Source organism: Curtobacterium sp. MCPF17_011 (assembly GCF_003234145.1).
Classification (GTDB): domain Bacteria; phylum Actinomycetota; class Actinomycetes; order Actinomycetales; family Microbacteriaceae; genus Curtobacterium.
On record NZ_QKSK01000007.1, the window covers coordinates 128,530 to 146,796 of the forward strand.

Genomic DNA, 18,267 nt, shown 5'->3' on the forward strand with positions numbered 1-18,267 from the left:
GGCATCGGGGCGGTTACGGTACCGGCATGCGTCACCCGATCCGCACCTCCCTCACCGCCGCCGTCGCTGCCGGCGTCGCCCTCGCCGGACTGAGCGGCTGCTCGTCCGAGCACCTCGCGCAGGCGACGGACCTCGGTTCCTCGGTGGCGTCGAGCGTGTCCGAGACCGTGCACGGCATCGACGGTGCCGCGATCCAGCAGGGCATGGCCAAGGTCGCGGGTGGCATCGACGGCGCGCTCGACACCGCGCTCAAGGGCACGAAGGTGACGAGCGACGGCCAGGTGCCCGCGGGCTTCCCGTCCTCGTCCGTCCCGCTCGTCGACGGCACCGTGTTGGGCGGTGGCGCGGGGCCCGCCGACTCCGGGTGGGTCGTGCAGGTCCGGGTGTCCTCGGTCGACGACTTCGCCCGGGCAGCGCAGCAGCTGGCGGACGCCGGCTTCACGAAGTCGGCCGAGCGGGCCGACTCCTCGAGTGCCTTCGGCCTGTTCCGGAGCGACGACCACCGCGTCGTCGTGACGTTCTCGACCGACAGCGGCGGCGGGGCCACCGCGACCTACATCGTCACACCCCGCTGACACCCGGCGGCCCGACGGCGTCCCGTACGCTTGCAGGCGATGTCCACGGTCACACGCCCTGAGCGCGTCCTCTTCGTCCACGCGCACCCCGACGACGAGACGCTCGCGTCCGGCGGCACCATCGCGACGCTGCTCGAACTCGGCGCCCACGTGACCGTCCTGACGGCGACCCGCGGGGAGCGAGGCGAGATGCTCACGAGCGAGCTCGCCCCGATGGCCGGCGACGGCCTCCGGGTCGCCGCGCACCGTGAGACCGAGATCGCCGCCGCGCTGGCAGCACTGGGCGGCCCCGCGCACCTCTGGCTCGGCGGTCCAGGAGCCCGGCCCACGGACCTCCCGGCACGGCGGTACACGGACTCGGGCATGCAGTGGGGTCCGGACGGCCGGGCCACCTCGGCCGGTGACGCTCCGGAGGACTCGCTGACCCGCGCGGACCTGGGCGAGGTCGTCGACGACGTCCGCGCCGCCATCCGCTCGACCGGCGCCGACGCGGTGGTCAGCTACGGCGACGACGGCGGCTACGGGCACCCGGACCACCTCCGCATCCACGCCGCCGCCCGCTACGCGGCGAGGGCCGAGGAGGTCCCGTTCTCGATGATCGTGGACGCCGACTCCGGGCTGGTGGACCTCACCGTCGACGTGCGCCCGGTGCGCGGCCGGGTCCGGGCAGCACTCGAGCAGTACCGCAGCCAGGTCGCGGTCGACCCCGCCGACCCGCAGGACCCCTCGTCGCTGTCGTACGTCATGCCGCACGGCGTCCGGCACCAGGTGCCGGCGCTCGAGGCCTTCCGCCACGACGCGCCCCCGGTCCCCGTCGCCCCGCAGACCTACGCCGAGATGTCCGGTCAGGGGAAGGCCACCGCGGTCGTCGTGGCCGCCGTGGTCGGCGTCCTCGTCGGTGCCCTCGGCACGATCACGCACCAGCAGACCGTCGAGATCGGCTCGTGGAGCACTGCGCCGATCGGCATGGTCCTGACCACCCTCATCGTGATCGGCATCGTCGTCGGCGTCCGCCTGCTGTACCGATCGCGACTGCTCGTCGCTGCGGCCGGCATCGGGATCATCCTGGCCACCCAGGTGCTCGTCGCCGTGGCCGGAGCGACCTCCCCGCTGGTCCTGGCGAACCCCGCGGGCTACGTCTGGACGTTCGGGCCGGCGGTCGTCGCCATGCTCGTGCTCGCCTGGCCCGACCTGACCGGGCTCCGTGCGCAGGGACCGACGGACGGGCAGCGGCCGACGGACGGGCAGCGGCCGACGGACGGGCAGCGACCGAAGGACGGGCAGCGACCGACGGACGGCGAGCGGTCCGTGGTCGCAGCCCCGCACGAGTAGGCTGGCAGTCGCTCAACCCCCGGAAGGGAGCACTCGCTCGTGACCTACGTGATCGCCCAGCCCTGTGTCGACGTCAAGGACCGCGCGTGCATCGACGAATGCCCCGTGGACTGCATCTACGAGGGCGACCGGTCGCTGTACATCCACCCGGACGAGTGCGTCGACTGCGGTGCCTGCGAGCCGGTCTGCCCGGTCGAGGCCATCTACTACGAGGACGACCTCCCCGAGCAGTGGGCCGACTACTACAAGGCCAACGTCGAGTTCTTCTCCGAGATCGGTTCGCCCGGCGGTGCGGCCAAGGTCGGCGTCATCCACGCTGACCACCCGGTCGTCATGGCGCAGCCGCGGGCCTGACCCGTGCCGCTCGACCTGCCCGACTTCCCCTGGGACCAGCTCGCGGTGTACAAGCAGCGTGCCACAGCGTACGACGGCGGGATCGTCGACCTCAGTGTCGGTTCGCCGGTCGACCCGACGCCTGACGTCGTCCGTCGCGCGCTGGCCGACGCCACCGATGCGCACGCCTACCCGCAGGTCGCCGGCACCCCGGCCCTCCGCGAGGCCATCGCCGCCTGGTACGGCCGGCGGCAGGGCGTCCAGCTGACCGCCGACGACGTCCTGCCGACCATCGGGTCGAAGGAGTTCATCGCGGGCCTGGCGCTCTGGCTGGGCCTCGGCCCCGGTGACACGGTCGTGTTCCCGGAAGCGGCCTACCCGACCTACGAGCTCGGCGCAGCCCTCGTGCGTGCCGACGCCCTGGCCGCCGACGATCCCGCCACCTGGCCGTCCAGCACGAAGCTCGTCTGGCTGAACTCCCCGGGCAACCCGGACGGGCGGGTGCTCTCGATCGAGCAGCTCCGCGCCGCCGTCGACCGGGCCCGCGAACTCGGCGCCGTCATCGTCGGTGACGAGTGCTACGCCGAACTCGGCTGGGACGCGCCGTACGACACCACGCCGACGCCGACGATCCTGGACCCGCGTGTGGTGGGGGACTCCTTCGACGGTGTCCTCAGCGTCTACTCGCTGTCGAAGCAGTCGAACCTCGCCGGCTACCGTGCAGCCTTCGTCGCCGGCGACCCGGTCCTGCTCGCGGACGTCCTGGCGATCCGCAAGCACACCGGCATGATGCCGCCGCTGCCGGTCCAGCAGGCGATGATCGTCGCGCTCGAGGACCAGACGCACGTCCAACAGCAGAAGACCCGGTACCGCAACCGGCGGAACGTGCTCCGGACGGCATTCGAACGTGCCGGCTTCCGCATCGACGCCAGCGGCGCCGGACTGTACCTCTGGGCGACCCGAGACGAGCCCGCGCTCGACACCGTCGCGTGGCTCGCCGAGCACGGCATCCTCGTCGCCCCGGGCACGTTCTACGGGGCGGCCGGCGCCCGACACGTGCGCGTCGCGCTGACCGCGACCGACGACCGGATCGCCGCCGCAGGCCAGCGTCTCGCCAGCGCGGGCCGGGTCGCGAACGGCTGACGGGCCTCCCGGACGAACACCCGCCCACCCGCGACGCGTCCGCGCAACAGTGGTTCCACACCAACTCCGGAGCCGCTGCATGTACCCGAGCGACAGTCGCCGCGATTAGGCTGTCCAGCGTGACTGACACTGCCAACGACGCTCAGAAGACGGCCACACCGCCCACGACGCCCGTCCCCGTGAGCCCCGGTGCCGAACAGGCGACCGAGACGGCCACGTTGACGTTCCCGGGGGGAACGGCGGAGTTCCCGATCCTGCAGAGCGTCGACGGCGCCTCCACGATCGACATCTCGTCGCTCAAGAAGCAGACCGGGCTGAACACGCTCGACTACGGCTTCGTGAACACCGGGGCCACCAAGAGCGCGATCACGTACATCGACGGCGACCAGGGGATCCTCCGCTACCGCGGCTACCCGATCGCCGAGGTCGCAGCGAACTGCACGTTCCTCGAGGTCGCCTGGCTCCTCATCTACGGCGAGCTGCCGACCCCGAGTGAGCTCGAGGCGTTCGACAGCCGGATCCGCCGCCACACCCTGTTGCACGAGGACCTCCGGCGCCTGTTCGACGCGCTGCCGCACTCGGCGCACCCGATGTCCGTGCTGTCCAGTGCGGTCAGCGCCCTGTCGACGTACTACGAGGACGACATGGACGTCGACGATCCCGAGAAGGTCGAACTGCAGACCGTCCGGCTCCTCGCCAAGCTCCCGGTCATCGCCGCGTACGCACACAAGAAGGCGATCGGTCAGGCGTTCCTCTACCCGGACAACAGCCTGTCCTTCGTCGACAACTTCCTGCGGCTGAACTTCGGCACGATGGCCGAGCCGTACGAGCCGAACCCGGTGCTCTCGAAGGCCCTCGACCGACTGCTCATCCTGCACGAGGACCACGAGCAGAACGCCTCCACCTCGACCGTCCGGCTGGTCGGCTCGACCAAGGCGAACATGTTCGCGTCGATCTCGGCCGGCATCAACGCCCTCTACGGTCCGCTGCACGGCGGCGCGAACGAAGCCGTCCTCGAGATGCTCCAGCAGATCAAGGACTCGGGCGAGCCCGTGACGCGCTTCGTCGAGCGGGTGAAGAACAAGGAGCGCGGGGTGAAGCTCATGGGCTTCGGACACCGCGTCTACAAGAACTACGACCCCCGAGCGAAGCTCGTCAAGGAGTCCGCGGACGAGGTCCTCGAGGCACTCGGCGTGCAGGACGACCTGCTCGACATCGCGAAGGAACTCGAGCAGATCGCACTCGAGGACGAGTACTTCGTCAGCCGCAAGCTCTACCCGAACGTCGACTTCTACACCGGCATCATCTACAAGGCGATGGGCTTCCCGCCGCGGATGTTCACGGTGCTGTTCGCCATCGGTCGGCTGCCCGGCTGGATCGCGCAGTGGCGCGAACTGAACAACGACCCGCTGAACAAGATCGGGCGCCCGCAGCAGCTGTACGTGGGGTACCCGGAGCGGCACGTGCCGCAGCGCTGACGCGCCCGTCGGTCCGCTCGCCTCCGGAGGGGTGGGCGTGACCGCCTGGAGGCCCGGAGCCGGTCTCGTGGACCGGCGCCGGGCCTCCAAGCATGTCCGCACACGTCCGCACACGTCCGCGTTCGGGTCTTTCGGGTCCAGCGGGTCGGGCGGGTCGCTCGCGTCGTGCGGGTCCCGCGTGTCGCGGGCGACGCGCGTGTCCGCGCCGTGCCCGGGTGGATCGCGCCGTCCGCGTCCCGTCCTCCCGCCGCCGAGCGAGCGGAACGGTGCGGTCACGCGGCGGCCCACCCTGGCGTTCCGCCCGTTCGCGCCCGGGCGGAGCTCGGCCCGTCGCGCTCGGCCGCCCCGGAGTGTTCTTCGCCGCGCCTCGAGCGGGGTCGACCGCTCGGGCGAGCGCGAGCGGGCGCAAACGCGCGGTTGTTCCGCGAGAGCACCCTGGTCTTCCGCCCGCTCGTCGGACGTGCGGGTCCAGCGGGTGGGTCGGGCGACGGCGTGGAGGCCCGGTGCGGTGCTCGTGGACCGGCACCGGCCCCCGGTGCCCCGGTCGCGAGCGGGCGGAACTCCGCGGACGTCCGTCGCCGCAGCCTGGTGTTCCGCCCGCTCGTCGGACGTGCGGGTCCAGCAGGTGGGTGGTGCGACGGCCTGGAGGCCCGGTGCGGTGCTCGTGGACCGGCACCGGCCCCCGGCGCCTCGGTTGCGAGCGGGCGGATCTCCGTGGACGTCCGTCGCCGCAGCCTGGTGTTCCGCCCGCTCAGCCGTTCGTCGGGCTGATCGCGTGCGTGGCCGCCGGGGCGGCGGACCGGCGCGGACCGGACTGGGCGGCGGAGCCGACCGGACCGGACCCGACCGGACTGGGCGGCGGACCGGAGCCGAGGACCAGAGCGAGCGGAGCCCGAGCCCGGGCCCGGTCCCGGTCCCGGTCCCGCCTCCGCGGTGACCTGCAGCTCCCTGCGACGCAGTGGAGGCCCGTCACCCGTCCGACGGACGGGTGACGGGCCTCCTGGCTGGTCGCGCCGGTACGCGCGTGTCAGGCGTGCAGCGCGGTGTTCAGCTGGATCCCCTCGCCCTTCCGCTGCAGCGCCTCGACCGCCCCGGTCAGGGAGTTGCGGCGGAACAGGACGTTCGGCGCGTCCGAGAGCTCGACGGCCTTCACGGTGCGGGGTGTGCCGTCCGGGTTCGGTGCGGCGCCGACCAGGACGACCTTCGTGCCGGCGGTGACGTAGAGTCCGGACTCGACCACGGAGTCGTCACCGAGCGAGATCCCGAGCCCGGCGTTCGCGCCGAGCAGGGCACGTGCTCCGAGCCGCACGCGGTGGGTGCCACCGCCGGAGAGCGTGCCCATGATCGACGCGCCGCCGCCGATGTCGGTGCCCTCGCCGACGACGACGCCCTGCGAGACACGTCCCTCGATCATCGCCTCGCCGAGGGTGCCGGCGTTGAAGTTGACGAAGCCCTCGTGCATGACGGTGGTGCCCGGTGCCAGGTGGGCGCCGAGTCGGACCCGGTTGGCGTCGCCGATGCGGACGCGGTCCGGCACGACGTAGTCGACCAGCCGCGGGAACTTGTCGATCGCGTGCACGGCGATCCCGGCGCGCTGCAGGGTCGGCCGCAGCCGGGCGAGCGTCTCGGGGAGCACCGGGCCGGCGTTCGTCCACGCGACGATCGGCAGGTGGCCGAAGACGCCGTCGAGGGAGATCTCGTTCGGCCGCACGTGCAGGTGGCTGAGCAGGTGCAGGCGGAGGTAGGCGTCCGGGGTGCTCGCGGGCGCGTCGTCGATGGCGATCTCGACGGTGACGGTCTCGATCCGGACGTCACGGCGCGGGTCGTCACCGGCGGCCGCGACGAGCTCGTCGGGGACGGTCGCGTCGGTGGGCACCCGGCCGAGGTGCGTCGTCGGGAACCAGGTGTCGAGCACGGTGCCGTCAGAGGCGATCGTCGCGAGGCCGTGGCCCCACGCGTGCGAGGCGCGGGAGTTGTCGGAGGTGTCGGGCTGCGGGGTCGTCTCGGTCACCCTCCGAGGGTAGCGAGCAGCCACCTCCGGAGACCGTCCACCCGGACTCCTGTGGAGAACTGCCGACCTGCGGGGAACGATCGGTAGGCTGCCCGCATGCCGCAGCCGCTCGACCTCTCCGCCTCGTCCATCGACATCACCCGCGCGATCTGCGACATCGAATCGGTGTCCGGCAACGAAGGTGCCCTCGCCGACGCGATCGAAGCCGCCCTGGCCCCGCTCGAGCACCTCGACGTGGTCCGCGACGGGGACGCCGTCGTCGCCCGCACGCAGCTCGGTCGCGCACGTCGCGTGGTGATCGCCGGGCACATCGACACCGTGCCGCTCAACGACAACCTGCCGACGGAGTTCCGCACCGCCGACGACGGCACCGAGATCCTCTGGGGGCGCGGGACGGTCGACATGAAGGCCGGCTGCGCGGTGCAGCTCAAGCTCGCGGTCGACCTCGTCGCGCCGAACGTCGACGTGACGTGGGTCTTCTACGACCACGAAGAGGTCAGCGACGCGCTGAACGGCCTCGGTCGTCTGGCCCGCACGCGGCCCGAACTGCTCGCCGGCGACTTCGCGATCCTGGGGGAGCCGTCGGGGGCGCAGATCGAGGGTGGCTGCAACGGCAACCTGCGCGCCGAGGTCCGCACGTCCGGCAAGCGCTCCCACAGTGCGCGCAGCTGGATCGGCGACAACGCGATCCACAAGACCGCCCCGATCCTGGCCACCCTCGCCGCGTACGAGCCCCGCACGGTGACGGTGGACGGGCTCGAGTACCGCGAGGGTCTGAACGCCGTGGGCATCTCGGGCGGCATCGCCGGCAACGTGATCCCCGACGAGGCGATGGTGCACGTGAACTACCGCTTCGCGCCGTCGCGCTCGGCGGAAGAGGCCGTCGCGCACATCCGTGAGCTCTTCGACGGCTACGACGTCACGATCGTGGACCTGGCAGCCGGCGCCCGCCCCGGCCTCGACGCCCCGCTGGCGCAGCAGTTCGTCGCGGCCGTCGGCGGTCCGGCGCCGCGGCCGAAGTACGGCTGGACCGACGTCGCCCGGTTCTCCGCGCTCGGCGTCCCGGCCGTGAACTACGGCCCCGGCGAGCCGGTCTTCGCGCACCACGACGACGAACAGGTCCCCGTCGCCCAGATCACGGCCGTCGAGGACGGGCTGCGGCGGTGGCTGACGGCGTGACCACCGCCTCGTCGGCCGTGCCCCGCGCACGGTCGCCGCGAGCGGGGCGGTCGTGGGTGGTCGTCCGGTGGCGGCTGCTGCCGTGGTGGCTGCGGATCACCGTCGTCTACACGCTCTCGCGCGTCCTGACGACGGCGCTGATGTCCGGCTTCGCGCGGATCCAGACCGCGAACTCGTTCACGGTGCAGCACCCGTCGTACCTGTCGTTCGCCTCGATCTGGGACGGCGCCTGGTACCGGGTGATCGCCGCGTCCGGCTACCCGTCGACGCTGCCGATCGACGCCGCCGGGCACGTGACCGAGAACGCGTGGGCGTTCATGCCCGCGTACCCGTTCACGGTCCGGGCACTCATGACGGTCACCGGCGCATCGTTCGAGTTCGTGGCCGTCGGAGTGTCGCTGCTCGCCGGCTGGGGCGCGGCCCTGGTCTTCCGGCGTCTGATGGGGCGCTTCCTCGACCCGGCCCGCGCGACCTTCGCCACGGTCCTGTTCTGCGTCGCTCCGGTCTCGGTGATGTTCCAGGTCGCCTACGCCGAGGCGATGGGCCTGCTGCTCCTGCTCGTCGCGTTGCTGCTCCTGGTGCAGCGGCGGTACTGGGCGATGCTGCCCGTGGTCCTGCTCCTCGGGATCACCCGTCCGACCGGCCTGGCGTTCGCCCTCCTGATGAGCCTGTTCGTGGTCGTCGGTGTGCTCCGTCCGGCCTGGCTCCGGATGCCCGAGCGGCTGACGGTGCGGACGGCCGTCGCCCCGGCGATCGTCGCCGTGGTGTCCGGACTGGTCGGTCTGGCTTGGCCCGCGATCGCCTGGGCCGCCACCGGTGTGCCCCGCGCGTACACCGACACCGAGCTCGCCTGGCGGTCGTCGTACATCGGCTGGGGGGAACTCGTGCCCTTCACCCCCTGGGTGCAGGGCTTCGGGTGGTGGTTCCACCAGCCGGCGGGCACGATCCTGCTGGTCGTGGTGCTGGCCGGCTTCGTCGCCGTGGTGTTCCAGCCAGCCGCTCGGCGCATCGGCCTGGAGCTCCGACTCTGGGGTGTCGCGTACCTGGTGTACCTGCTGGCGGTGTTCTTCCCGCAGTCCAGCACGTGGCGGATCCTGCTGCCGATCGCTCCGCTGCTCGGGGTCGTCGCGTTGCCCCGATCGCGGGTCTACCGGGTCGCGATGGTGGTCCTGGCGGTCGTCCTGCAGTGGACCTGGCTGTACTTCTGCTGGTGGGTGGACGGGTACGACTGGACGCCGCCGTGACGCTCAGGGTGCGCTCAGGGAGCACCCCCGACCTGGGCGGTTTCGCAGTCGTGCCTGTCTACGGGATAATGGCCCCTGTTCGTACTGCACGAAAGGGGACAATCTGATGGCAGCAATGAAGCCGAGGACCGGCGACGGGCCGATGGAGGCTGTCAAGGAGGGTCGACTCATCATCGTGCGGGTTCCGCTCGAGGGTGGAGGCCGCCTGGTGGTCTCGGTCAACGACGCCGAGGCCAAGGAACTCCACGACGCACTGGCAGAGGTCGTCTCGGCCTAGTTCGTCGACGCACCACCACGGAAGGTCCGGGACGCGTACGTCCCGGACCTTCCGTGCGTCCGGCATCGGCGGAGACCCGGTGGGGATGACTCGCCGGCCGAGACTCGATCGCGGAGACACGACCTGGAGGCTGTCGGTCCCGCCCGGCATGATGGTCACGTGCCCCGGGACCGCGTCCGCAACCTGCCGGTCCGCCGCATCGAGGAGTACCTCGACCCGGACCCGATGCCGCGCGACGACTGGCCGGCGACCCTGGCACCGGTCCGGCAGCTGCTCGACGAGGGGCTCGAACTCGGTCCCGTCACGGTGCTGGTCGGTGAGAACGGCGTCGGGAAGTCGACCCTGGCCGAGGCGATCGCACTGGCGTTCGGCATGGCGCCGGAGGGCGGATCGACCGGGTCCGGGCACTCGACACGACCGTCCGAGTCCGACCTGTGGGAACACATCCGCCTGGTTCGCGACTTCGGGGCAGCGCGCAGTGGGTTCTTCCTGCGTGCCGAGACCATGCACGGTTTCTTCACCTACCTGGAGCAGCACCCGAACCCGAGCCGCCCCGAGCCGCGGTTCCACGAGCGCAGCCACGGCGAGTCGTTCCTGGACTTCGTCATCGACCGGGCGCGGTGGCCCGGGCTGTGGCTGCTCGACGAACCGGAGTCGGCGCTGTCGTTCTCGGGCTGCCTGTCGCTGATCGCGCTCCTGCAGTCCATCGTCGAGGACGGTGTCGGTCAGGTGATCCTGTCGACGCACTCGCCGGTGCTCGCCGCGTTCCCGGACGCGACCGTCCTCGAGGTGGGGGAGTGGGGCATCCGGCGGAGCGCCTGGGCAGACCTGGATCTCGTCCGGAACCAGCGGGCGTTCCTCGAGGCGCCGGAGCGGTACCTGCGGCACCTGGCGTGAGTCGTGCCTCCCGGCCGGCCCGGGTCGCGCTCCGACGTCGTACGAACCGCCGCCGAACCGGGCGGCGGGCGGCACGCCGTGCGACCTCGGCGAACCGCGGGCGGCACGCCGTGCGACCTCGGCGAACCGCGGGCAGCACGCCGTGCGACCGCGGTCAGTCGGTGAGCTTCGTCATCTGCAGCAGCCCGTCGCCCGCGGGGGACAGGGCGCTGCGGACCGCACCGGAGGTCGACACCTCGGTCAGGAGCAGCCGGAAGTCGGTCGTCGCGCGGTCCCGTTTGACGGGGTCCGCGACCTTGCCGCGCCACAGGGCGTGCGGGACGAGCACGGTGCCACCGGTCTTCGCCAGCCGCAGGCCGTGCTCGACGTACTCGATGACATGCTCCGGGTCGGCGTCGATGAGCACGACATCGTACGAGGCGTCGTTCATCCGCGGCAGCACCTGCGCCGCGCGGCCCGGGATCAGCCGGACCCGTCCGGGCGCGGTGCCGGCGGCGATGAAGGCGTCCCGGGCGTCCTGCTGGTGGTCGATCTCGACGTCGATCGTCGTCAGGGTCGCGTCGGGTGCACCCGCGAGCAGGTACAGCCCGGAGACGCCGAGCCCAGTGCCGATCTCGATGATGCTCGTCGCCCGCGAGGCGGCGGCGATCACGCTCATCTGCGCGCCGATGGCGGGTGAGACGGCTTCGACCCCGAGCTCGAGGGAGCGCTCACGGGCACGGGCGACACCGTCGGGTTCGGAGACGATGTCCTCCGCGAACTTCCAGTTCGAGTCTTTCTCTGACACGCACACTCCTCGTCGGTCAACTCTACGGGTGACTCGCCGACTCCACGCGTTAGGCTCGCTCCCGTGAACATCCAGCTCGACAAGATCCTGCTCATCGGGATCATCGCCGTGCTGTTGTTGGGGCCGCAGCGGTTGCCCGTCTACGCCCAGAAGCTCGCCGACTTCGTCAAGGCCGTCCGCCGGTTCGCGGACACCGCGAAGGACCGGATGCGCGAGGAGATGGGCCCCGACTTCGACGACGTGGACTGGCAGAAGCTGGACCCGCGTCAGTACGACCCGCGTCGGATCATCCGCGACGCCCTGCTCGACTCCCCGTCCGCCGGTGCCGAGGCGGCTGCGGCCGCGGCGACGGTGACTGCGTCGAAGGTCCGTGCGCCCGCGCCGATCGTGCCGCTGGCAGCCGGCGAGGCGGCACCGTACGACGCCGAATCGACCTGACGCAGCCCGGCCGCCTCACGACAGCGAGAGGCCGAGCCTCCGTCCGGCGAGGCCGCGCCCCATCGCGGTGAGCCGGTCGGCCACCGCGTCGAGCGCGACCGCTGCGGCGTCCGTCGGGTCGCCGAGGACGACCGGGAGGCCCGCATCACCCCCGGCACGCAGCGGCACCGAGAGCGGCACCCGGCCGAGCACCGGCACGGGGGCGTCCTGCCCGCGGGAGAGCCGTCGTGCGGTCTCGTCGCCGCCGCCCTCGCCGAAGAGGTGCAGCACACTGCCGTCGGGTTGCACGAGTCCCGCCATGTTCTCGACGACGCCGATCACCCGCTGACCCGTCTGCCGGGCGACGATCCCGCTGCGTTCGGCGACGTCCGCCGCAGCAGCCTGTGGCGTGGTCACGACGAGGACCTCGGCGTGCGGCAGCAGCTGACCGACGGAGATCGCCACGTCACCGGTGCCGGGCGGCATGTCGAGCAGGAGCACGTCGAGGTCACCGAACCACACGTCGGACAGGAACTGGTTGACCGTCCGGTGCAGCATCGGCCCGCGCCAGGACACCGCGGTGGAGACGTCGTCGACGAACATGCCGATCGAGACGACCTTCACCTCGTGGGCGACCGGCGGCAGGATCATGCTGTCCACGCGGGTCGGGCGAGGCGCGACGCCGTGCTCGTCGGTGAGGCCCATCAGGCCCGGGATGCTGAAGCCGTGCACGTCGACGTCGACGATGCCGACCCGCTGCCCGCGACGAGCGAGGGCGACGGCCAGGTTCGCCGTCACCGTGGACTTGCCGACGCCGCCCTTGCCGCTCGTCACCGCGATCACCCTCGTCAGCGAGTCCGGCGTGAACTGGACGCCCTTCGGTCGGCCCGCCCGCAGCCGGTCGGTCAGGGCGGCCCGCTGCGCCGGCGACATCACGTCGACGTCGACCGCGACGCTCGTCACTCCAGGGACGGACGCCGCAGCGTCGTGCACGTCCCGTTCGATGGTGTCGGCAGCCGGACACCCCACGATCGTGAGTTGCAGGTCGACGCGCACCGAGCCTCCCGGCTGCACGTCGACCCCTCGGATCATGTCCAGCTCGGTCACGGGGCGGCGGATCTCGGGGTCGATGACGCGGCCGAGGGCAGCCAGGACCGCCGTGCCGAGCTGGTCCTCCGGCCGGGAGACGTCAGCCACGTGTCGCCGAACGGTCGTGGCCACGGTCGTGCCCCTGGCTCCGCGCGCGGTCCCGGTCTCGGTCGTCCAGGTCGTCGAGGTCCTCGGGGTCGCCGTCGCGGCGGTCGAGCTCCTCGAGCAGTGACCGCAGCTCGGCGCGGATGAAGTCCTTCGACGCCATGTCGCGCATCGCCAGGCGGAGTGCCACGACCTCGCGGGCGAGGTACTCGGTGTCGGCCAGGTTCCGCTCGGCCCGCTGCCGGTCCTGCTCGAACTGCACACGGTCTCGGTCGTCCTGGCGGTTCTGCGCGAGCAGGATCAGCGGCGCCGCGTACGAGGCCTGCAGTGAGAGCACGAGGGTGAGGGCGGTGAAGCCGATCGCCGCCGAGTCGAACTGCCACGACTTCGGCGACAGCGTGTTCCACCCCATCCAGAGCACGCAGAAGAGCGTCAGGCCGATGAGGAACCAGGGGGTGCCCATCGCGCGGGCGATTCCCTCGGTGGCGCGACCGAAGGCGTCCCCGCGCCCACGGCGCCGGGTCGGCAGGACGCGGGTGCGCATGCCCTTGGGGGAGTCGAGACGTTCCTCGGGTCGTTCCCTGCGGTTCTCATCCGTGCGTGCCACGAGTCGTCCTCCTTCCCGAGACCAGCGGTGCTCTGCGGGTCAGTGAGCGGGGGCGCGAGACCGCGCCCGGGTTGGCGTCGGCCTCGTCCTGACTCCGCCAGTCGTCCGGCAGGACGTGGTCGAGGACGTCGTCGATGGTCACCACCCCGACGAGTCGGTGGGCGTCGTCGACCACTGGGACGGACAGGAGGTTGTAGGTCGCCATCACGCGAGTCACCTCAGCGGCACTCGCGTCGACCTTGACCGGCTCGGTCTGCTGGTCGATCAGGGTGCCGAGGCGTTCGTTCGGCGGGTACCGGAGCATCCGCTGGAAGTGCACCAGGCCGAGGAAGCGGCCGGTCGGCGGCTCGTACGGCGGCAGCGTCACGCAGACCGCGGCCCCGAGTACCGGGGCCAGCTCGTGGCGCCGGATCAGGGCGAGGCCCTCGGCGACGGTCGAGTCGGCGGACAGGATCACCGGCTCGGTGGTCATCAGACCGCCCGCGGTGTCCGGCTCGTACTCGAGCAGCATCCGGACGTCCTGCGCCTCTTCCGGCTCCATGAGCTCGAGGAGGGCTTCGCTGCGCTCCGCCGGCAGCTGCGCCAGCAGGTCGGCGGCATCGTCGGGCTGCATCTGGTCGAGGACGTCGGCGGCACGGGAGTCACGGAGCGCCGAGAGGATCTCGATCCGCTCCTGGTCCGGCATCTCCTCGAGGACGTCGGCCAGACGGTTGTCCGGCAGTTCCTCGGCGACCTCGAAGCGTCGCTCGGACGGCAGGTCGAGCAGGGTCGAGGCCAGGTCGGCGGGCACCAGGTCTGAGTAGGCGGCGATCACGTGTTCGGCCGACTGCGACTCACCCGGCAGCTCGTCCTCGGTGACCTCGTTCCAGGCGGCGAACGTCGTCGGACCCTTGCCGAACGGTGACGGCGTGGTCTTCGGCTTGCGGAGGAAGAGCTGCGCGATCGACCAGTCGCCCTGCCCGTGGTCCTCGATCGCGACGTCCTCGATCGTGGCGCGGATCTGCTCCTTCTTGATGAGCACCTTGCGGCCGAGGATCTCCGCGATCACCCGGACCTCACCACCGCGCTGCTCGAAGCGGCGCATGTTGACCAGGCCCGTCGTGATGACCTGCCCGGCGCCGATCGACGTGATCCGGCCGATGCTGACGAAGATCCGGCGCTTGCCGGGGACCTCGACGATCAACCCGACGACCTGCGGGGCGTCGACCCGGCGGTAGACGACCAGGACGTCCCGGACCCGACCCACCCGATCGCCCGCGGGGTCGAAGACGGAGCACCCGGCCAAGCGGGCGACGAAGACCTTCGAGGCGCTCACCCGTCCAGCGTAGTCGCTCGTCCCGGCGCGCTCGCCGCCCCTTCCCTGGTGGTTCTCGTGCGATCGCAAGGAGCCCGGTGGATGATGACTGTGTGAGCACTCAGAGCCCCTTCGGCGGCCGCACGGCACAGGCGTTCCCCACGCTGCCCCGCGGTGACGTCCTCGGCACCTACGACAGCTACCCGGAAGCACAGCGCGTGGTCGCGAAGCTCGCCGAAGCGGACTTCCCGGTCGCCAAGCTGGCCATCGTCGGCAACGACCTCAAGACGGTCGAGCGGGTCACCGGCAAGATGACCTACGGCCGCGCCGCCCTCGCGGGAGCGCTCTCCGGGCTCTGGCTCGGGTTCTTCTTCGGCATCGTCCTCACCCTCTTCTCACCGTCGGCCGGCGGGCTCTTCGCCGCCGCAGCGGTCATCGGTGCAGGCTTCGGCATGCTCTACGGCATCGTCTCCTTCGCCATCACCAAGCGACAGCGCGACTTCACGAGCGTCCACCAGGTCCTCGCTACGAACTACCAGATCGTCGTCGAGCCGGAGCTCTCCGGGCAGGCGCAGCGCATCCTCGGGCAGGCCGGCACGATCCAGCACACGGCGTGGGACCAGCCGGGTGCTGGGAACCCGAAGCAAGGCGGACAGCCGGGGCAGTACGGGCAACAGGGCCAGCAGGGGCAGTACGGCCAGCAGGGTCAGGTCGGACAGCAGGGTCAGGTCGGCCAGCAGCCGTGGCGTCCCGGTGCCGGGCCGGGTGGTGCTCCGCAGGGCGGTCCCGGCCAGGGTGTGCCGACGCAGGGCCGTGCTCCGCAGTACGGCGAGTACGGCCAGCAGGGCCAGCAGGGCCAGCAGGGCCAGCAGGGCTCGCCCTACGGCGGCCACGCCACGCCGCACCAGCAGCCGGGCACCGGCCAGCAGGCGGCACCGACGCCGGACGGCCGTCCCCGTTACGGCACCAAGGACGGTCCCCGCTACGGGACGGACGACGACTCCGCTCGCCGGGCTCCCGCCGACGACGCTCGCCGCGACTCGACGGGAGGCCCGCGGTACGGCACCAACGACGGTGCCGCCCGCGACGCCTCCGGTGACCGCGGCGCGAACCCGCCACAGCGCCCCGAGGGTTCGGCGCAGTACGGCACGAACGACGGCCCCCGCTACGGCGAGCGGACCGCCGCTCCCGAGTCCGAGGAGCAGACGGGCGAGCGTGCGACGGACGACACCGACCAGGCTCGTCGCGAGGACGAACGCGGCGACTGACCACCACCCGCGCTGACGAGGAGGGGCTCCCGGACCAGATGGTCCGGGAGCCCCTCCTCGTTGCCGGGCGAGCCGAGTGCAGGGCCCGCTGCCCGGCCCCTGCTGTTCGGTGCCTGCTGCTCGGCGCCCGCTGGTCGGCGCCTGCCGGTCAGAGGATCTTCGAGTAGCAGACCGAGCGGTCGGCGCCGACGTAGGGGCCGAAGGCTGCGATGCGGCTGAACCCCTCACGCTCGTAGAAGGCGATCGCCCGCTTCTGCTCGCTGCCGGTCTCGAGGACCAGCGCCGGCGACCCGAGGTCGAGCGCCGCCTCTTCCAGCCGACGCAGCATGGCGGCCGCGACACCGGATCCGCGGGACTCCGTCCGCACGTACATCCGCTTCACCTCGGCGATGCCGTCGTCGACGATCCGCAGGCCGCCGCAGCCCACCGGGGTGCCGTCACCGTCACGCGCCACGAAGAACACCGCGATCGAGTCCGCCGTCGGTTTCGGGCCGGGCTCGGTGTCCGCGCCGTACGTGCTGTCGATCTCGATGCGCTGGGCAGCACGCAACCGCTGTGCGTCGGGCGAGTCGAAGTGCTCGACGTCGATCAGGAAGGTGCTCGAGGGGGCTTCAGCGCTCACGAGCCCCAGGCTAGCGCGGAGTGCGGGCGATCCACCCCTCCACTTCCGAGGGGGTCCTGGGGATGTGCGCCGAGAGGTTCTCGGCCCCGTCCTCGGTCACCAGGACGTCGTCCTCGATGCGGACACCGATGCCGCGGAACTCCTCCGGCACGGTCAGGTCGTCCTGCTGGAAGTACAGCCCGGGCTCGATCGTGAACACCATGCCGGGCTGCACGATGCCGTCGAGGTACATCTCACGCCGGGCCTTGGCACAGTCGTGCACGTCGAGACCGAGGTGGTGGCTCGTGCCGTGCACCATGTAGCGGCGGTGGAACTGGTTCTCCGGCAGCAGCGACTCGTCGGCGGAGACCGGCAGGAAGCCCCACTCGGCCGTCTTCCGGGCGATGACCTGCATGGCGGTCGCGTGGACCTCCCGGAAGGTGATGCCGGGCTTGACGATCGCGAACGCCGCGTCGGCAGCCTCCAGGACGGCCTCGTAGACCATCCGCTGCACGGGGGAGAACGTGCCGCTGACCGGCAGCGTGCGGGTGATGTCTGCCGTGTAGAACGAGTCGACCTCGACCCCGGCGTCGATGAGGATGAGGTCCCCCGGCTGCACGGCACCGTCGTTCCGCGTCCAGTGCAGGATGCAGGCGTGGTGGCCGGCAGCCGCGATCGTGTCGTAGCCGACCGTGTTGCCGTCGGCGCGGGCACGGCGGTTGAAGGTGCCCTCGACGATGCGCTCCCCGCGGGGGTGCGCCAGGACGGCGTCGAAGTCGGCGATGACGTCGTCGAAGCCGTGCTGCGTGGCGTCGACGGCCTTGCGCAGCTCGTTGACCTCGTACGCGTCCTTCACCAGGCGCAGCTCGGACAGGTCGCGGGAGAGCACGTCCGTCGTCGCCGGGGCGTCGTCCTGCTCCTCGGCGCCGCCGACCGTCGCACCCAGACGCTCGTCGAGCGCACGCGTGAAGTCGGTGTCTGCGTCGCGGACGACCAGCACCGAGGCGTCGAGCCCGTCGAGGACGCCGTCGAGCTCCCCGAGGTCGGCCGTCGCCAGTCCGAGGTCGGCGGCGACCTCGGGCAGGGAGGGGCGCGGGCCGACCCAGAACTCGCCGATCTCGGGGTTGGCGTAGAACTCCTCGGAGTCGCGGCCGGCGGTCGCACGGAAGTAGAGCGTGGCGTCGTGTCCGCTGCCGCTCGGCGTGAGGACCAGCACGGAACCGACGACGGTGTCCGTGCCCCATCCGGTCAGGTGCGCGAAGGCGGAGTGGGGGCGGAACGGGTAGTCGCAGTCGTTCGACCGGACCTTCGCCTGCCCGGCGGGGATGACGAGCGTCCGGCCGGTGTGCAGCTCGGAGAGCCGAGCACGACGCTCGGCAGCGAAGGCGGACTGTTCACGGGGCGCCGGGAGCGGACGCTCGCGCTCCGCCCAGTTCGACGCGATGTGGTCCTTGAAGACGGACGAGCCGGGAGTGGTGGAGCGGTTGCTCGTCGCGCGGGGAGTGGAGTCGGCCATGCGTCCCATCATCCCACCGCTCCACCGATCAGGCTCCGGCGCCGCCGTCCGCACGTGCTCCACGCCGGAGGTGACCGCGCTCATGTCGGGCGGACCCTCGTGGACGACCCGCTT

General features: G+C 71.7%; 18 protein-coding genes. 11 read left to right on the forward strand and 7 right to left on the reverse strand.

Annotation, left to right across the window (positions count from 1 at the left end; translation table 11 throughout):
• Positions 1 to 26: 26 nt before the first annotated feature.
• The 5 genes from DEJ25_RS10685 (at position 27) to DEJ25_RS10705 (ending at position 4,861) form a co-directional block, all read left to right on the forward strand.
• Entirely contained in the window at positions 27 to 575 is a 549-nt protein-coding gene (locus tag DEJ25_RS10685; RefSeq protein ID WP_111044656.1) for a hypothetical protein, read from the forward strand.
• A 39-nt stretch (positions 576 to 614) separates the two neighbouring features.
• Positions 615 to 1,907 carry a PIG-L family deacetylase gene (locus DEJ25_RS10690; protein WP_111044657.1) on the forward strand — a complete coding sequence of 431 codons (1,293 nt, stop codon included), beginning with the start codon at positions 615 to 617 and terminating at the stop codon, positions 1,905 to 1,907.
• A gap of 39 nt (positions 1,908 to 1,946) precedes the next feature.
• On the forward strand, positions 1,947 to 2,261 hold the full coding sequence (gene fdxA, locus DEJ25_RS10695) for a ferredoxin (RefSeq protein WP_110903275.1): 315 nt from the start codon (positions 1,947 to 1,949) through the stop codon (positions 2,259 to 2,261).
• Between the two features lie 3 nt (positions 2,262 to 2,264).
• On the forward strand, positions 2,265 to 3,383 hold the full coding sequence (dapC, locus tag DEJ25_RS10700) for a succinyldiaminopimelate transaminase (protein WP_111044658.1): 1,119 nt from the start codon (positions 2,265 to 2,267) through the stop codon (positions 3,381 to 3,383).
• Between the two features lie 179 nt (positions 3,384 to 3,562).
• Positions 3,563 to 4,861 (forward strand): citrate synthase, encoded by a 1,299-nt coding sequence (locus DEJ25_RS10705; protein WP_110903273.1) that lies wholly within the window; start codon positions 3,563 to 3,565, stop codon positions 4,859 to 4,861.
• Positions 4,862 to 5,888: 1,027 nt separating this feature from the next.
• On the opposite strand, the gene dapD is transcribed toward DEJ25_RS10705, so the two are convergent.
• The gene (gene dapD / locus DEJ25_RS10710; RefSeq protein WP_110903272.1) at positions 5,889 to 6,872 is read right to left on the reverse strand and encodes a 2,3,4,5-tetrahydropyridine-2,6-dicarboxylate N-succinyltransferase; all 984 of its coding nucleotides are present in this window, start codon (positions 6,870 to 6,872) and stop codon (positions 5,889 to 5,891) included.
• 96 nt (positions 6,873 to 6,968) lie between these two features.
• On the opposite strand from dapD, the gene dapE reads away from it, so the two are divergent.
• From dapE to DEJ25_RS10730, 4 genes are all read left to right on the forward strand, one after another.
• Positions 6,969 to 8,051, forward strand: a complete 1,083-nt coding sequence (gene dapE, locus DEJ25_RS10715) for a succinyl-diaminopimelate desuccinylase (RefSeq protein ID WP_110903271.1) — start codon at positions 6,969 to 6,971, stop codon at positions 8,049 to 8,051.
• Entirely contained in the window at positions 8,048 to 9,295 is a 1,248-nt protein-coding gene (locus DEJ25_RS10720; RefSeq protein ID WP_258366473.1) for a hypothetical protein, read from the forward strand. Before dapE ends, DEJ25_RS10720 begins: the two co-directional genes overlap by 4 nt.
• Before the next feature lie 106 nt (positions 9,296 to 9,401).
• On the forward strand, positions 9,402 to 9,572 hold the full coding sequence (locus tag DEJ25_RS10725) for a DUF3117 domain-containing protein (RefSeq protein ID WP_017887054.1): 171 nt from the start codon (positions 9,402 to 9,404) through the stop codon (positions 9,570 to 9,572).
• 225 nt (positions 9,573 to 9,797) lie between these two features.
• On the forward strand, positions 9,798 to 10,469 hold the full coding sequence (locus tag DEJ25_RS10730; RefSeq protein ID WP_111044696.1) for an AAA family ATPase: 672 nt from the start codon (positions 9,798 to 9,800) through the stop codon (positions 10,467 to 10,469).
• Positions 10,470 to 10,623: 154 nt separating this feature from the next.
• Here DEJ25_RS10730 and DEJ25_RS10735 read toward each other — a convergent pair whose 3' ends face one another.
• Positions 10,624 to 11,256 carry an O-methyltransferase gene (locus DEJ25_RS10735; protein ID WP_110903388.1) on the reverse strand — a complete coding sequence of 211 codons (633 nt, stop codon included), beginning with the start codon at positions 11,254 to 11,256 and terminating at the stop codon, positions 10,624 to 10,626.
• A gap of 63 nt (positions 11,257 to 11,319) precedes the next feature.
• Between DEJ25_RS10735 and DEJ25_RS10740 the strand changes: the two genes are divergently transcribed.
• Positions 11,320 to 11,694 carry a twin-arginine translocase TatA/TatE family subunit gene (locus DEJ25_RS10740; RefSeq protein ID WP_110903269.1) on the forward strand — a complete coding sequence of 125 codons (375 nt, stop codon included), beginning with the start codon at positions 11,320 to 11,322 and terminating at the stop codon, positions 11,692 to 11,694.
• A gap of 15 nt (positions 11,695 to 11,709) precedes the next feature.
• On the opposite strand, the gene DEJ25_RS10745 is transcribed toward DEJ25_RS10740, so the two are convergent.
• The 3 genes from DEJ25_RS10745 to DEJ25_RS10755 are packed head-to-tail and all read right to left on the reverse strand — an operon-like array spanning position 11,710 to position 14,789.
• Complete coding sequence (locus tag DEJ25_RS10745) at positions 11,710 to 12,870, reverse strand: Mrp/NBP35 family ATP-binding protein (protein WP_111044660.1); 1,161 nt, start codon at positions 12,868 to 12,870, stop codon at positions 11,710 to 11,712.
• A complete protein-coding gene (locus DEJ25_RS10750) occupies positions 12,863 to 13,411 on the reverse strand; it encodes a DUF1003 domain-containing protein (protein WP_111044697.1) in 549 nt (182 codons plus the stop codon). The genes DEJ25_RS10745 and DEJ25_RS10750 overlap by 8 nt, the downstream gene beginning before the upstream one ends.
• Before the next feature lie 46 nt (positions 13,412 to 13,457).
• Positions 13,458 to 14,789 (reverse strand): magnesium transporter MgtE N-terminal domain-containing protein, encoded by a 1,332-nt coding sequence (locus DEJ25_RS10755; protein WP_111044661.1) that lies wholly within the window; start codon positions 14,787 to 14,789, stop codon positions 13,458 to 13,460.
• 92 nt (positions 14,790 to 14,881) lie between these two features.
• Between DEJ25_RS10755 and DEJ25_RS10760 the strand changes: the two genes are divergently transcribed.
• A complete protein-coding gene (locus DEJ25_RS10760; protein ID WP_111044662.1) occupies positions 14,882 to 16,036 on the forward strand; it encodes a general stress protein in 1,155 nt (384 codons plus the stop codon).
• 148 nt (positions 16,037 to 16,184) lie between these two features.
• Here the strand turns inward: DEJ25_RS10760 and DEJ25_RS10765 are convergent, their stop codons facing one another.
• Positions 16,185 to 16,658, reverse strand: a complete 474-nt coding sequence (locus DEJ25_RS10765) for a GNAT family N-acetyltransferase (RefSeq protein ID WP_220033207.1) — start codon at positions 16,656 to 16,658, stop codon at positions 16,185 to 16,187.
• 10 nt (positions 16,659 to 16,668) lie between these two features.
• On the reverse strand, positions 16,669 to 18,153 hold the full coding sequence (locus tag DEJ25_RS10770) for an aminopeptidase P family protein (protein WP_111044698.1): 1,485 nt from the start codon (positions 18,151 to 18,153) through the stop codon (positions 16,669 to 16,671).
• Between the last annotated feature and the right edge of the window lie 114 nt (positions 18,154 to 18,267).

Coding starts and splice junctions, on each gene's coding strand:
- DEJ25_RS10685 (WP_111044656.1), top strand. CDS start 27: ATGCGTCACCCGATCCGCACCTCCCTCACCGCCGCCGTCGCTGCCGGC.
- DEJ25_RS10690 (WP_111044657.1), top strand. CDS start 615: ATGTCCACGGTCACACGCCCTGAGCGCGTCCTCTTCGTCCACGCGCAC.
- dapE (WP_110903271.1), top strand. CDS start 6,969: ATGCCGCAGCCGCTCGACCTCTCCGCCTCGTCCATCGACATCACCCGC.
- DEJ25_RS10725 (WP_017887054.1), top strand. CDS start 9,402: ATGGCAGCAATGAAGCCGAGGACCGGCGACGGGCCGATGGAGGCTGTC.
- DEJ25_RS10730 (WP_111044696.1), top strand. CDS start 9,798: ATGCCGCGCGACGACTGGCCGGCGACCCTGGCACCGGTCCGGCAGCTG.
- DEJ25_RS10750 (WP_111044697.1), bottom strand. CDS start 13,411: ATGCGCACCCGCGTCCTGCCGACCCGGCGCCGTGGGCGCGGGGACGCC.
- DEJ25_RS10770 (WP_111044698.1), bottom strand. CDS start 18,153: ATGGCCGACTCCACTCCCCGCGCGACGAGCAACCGCTCCACCACTCCC.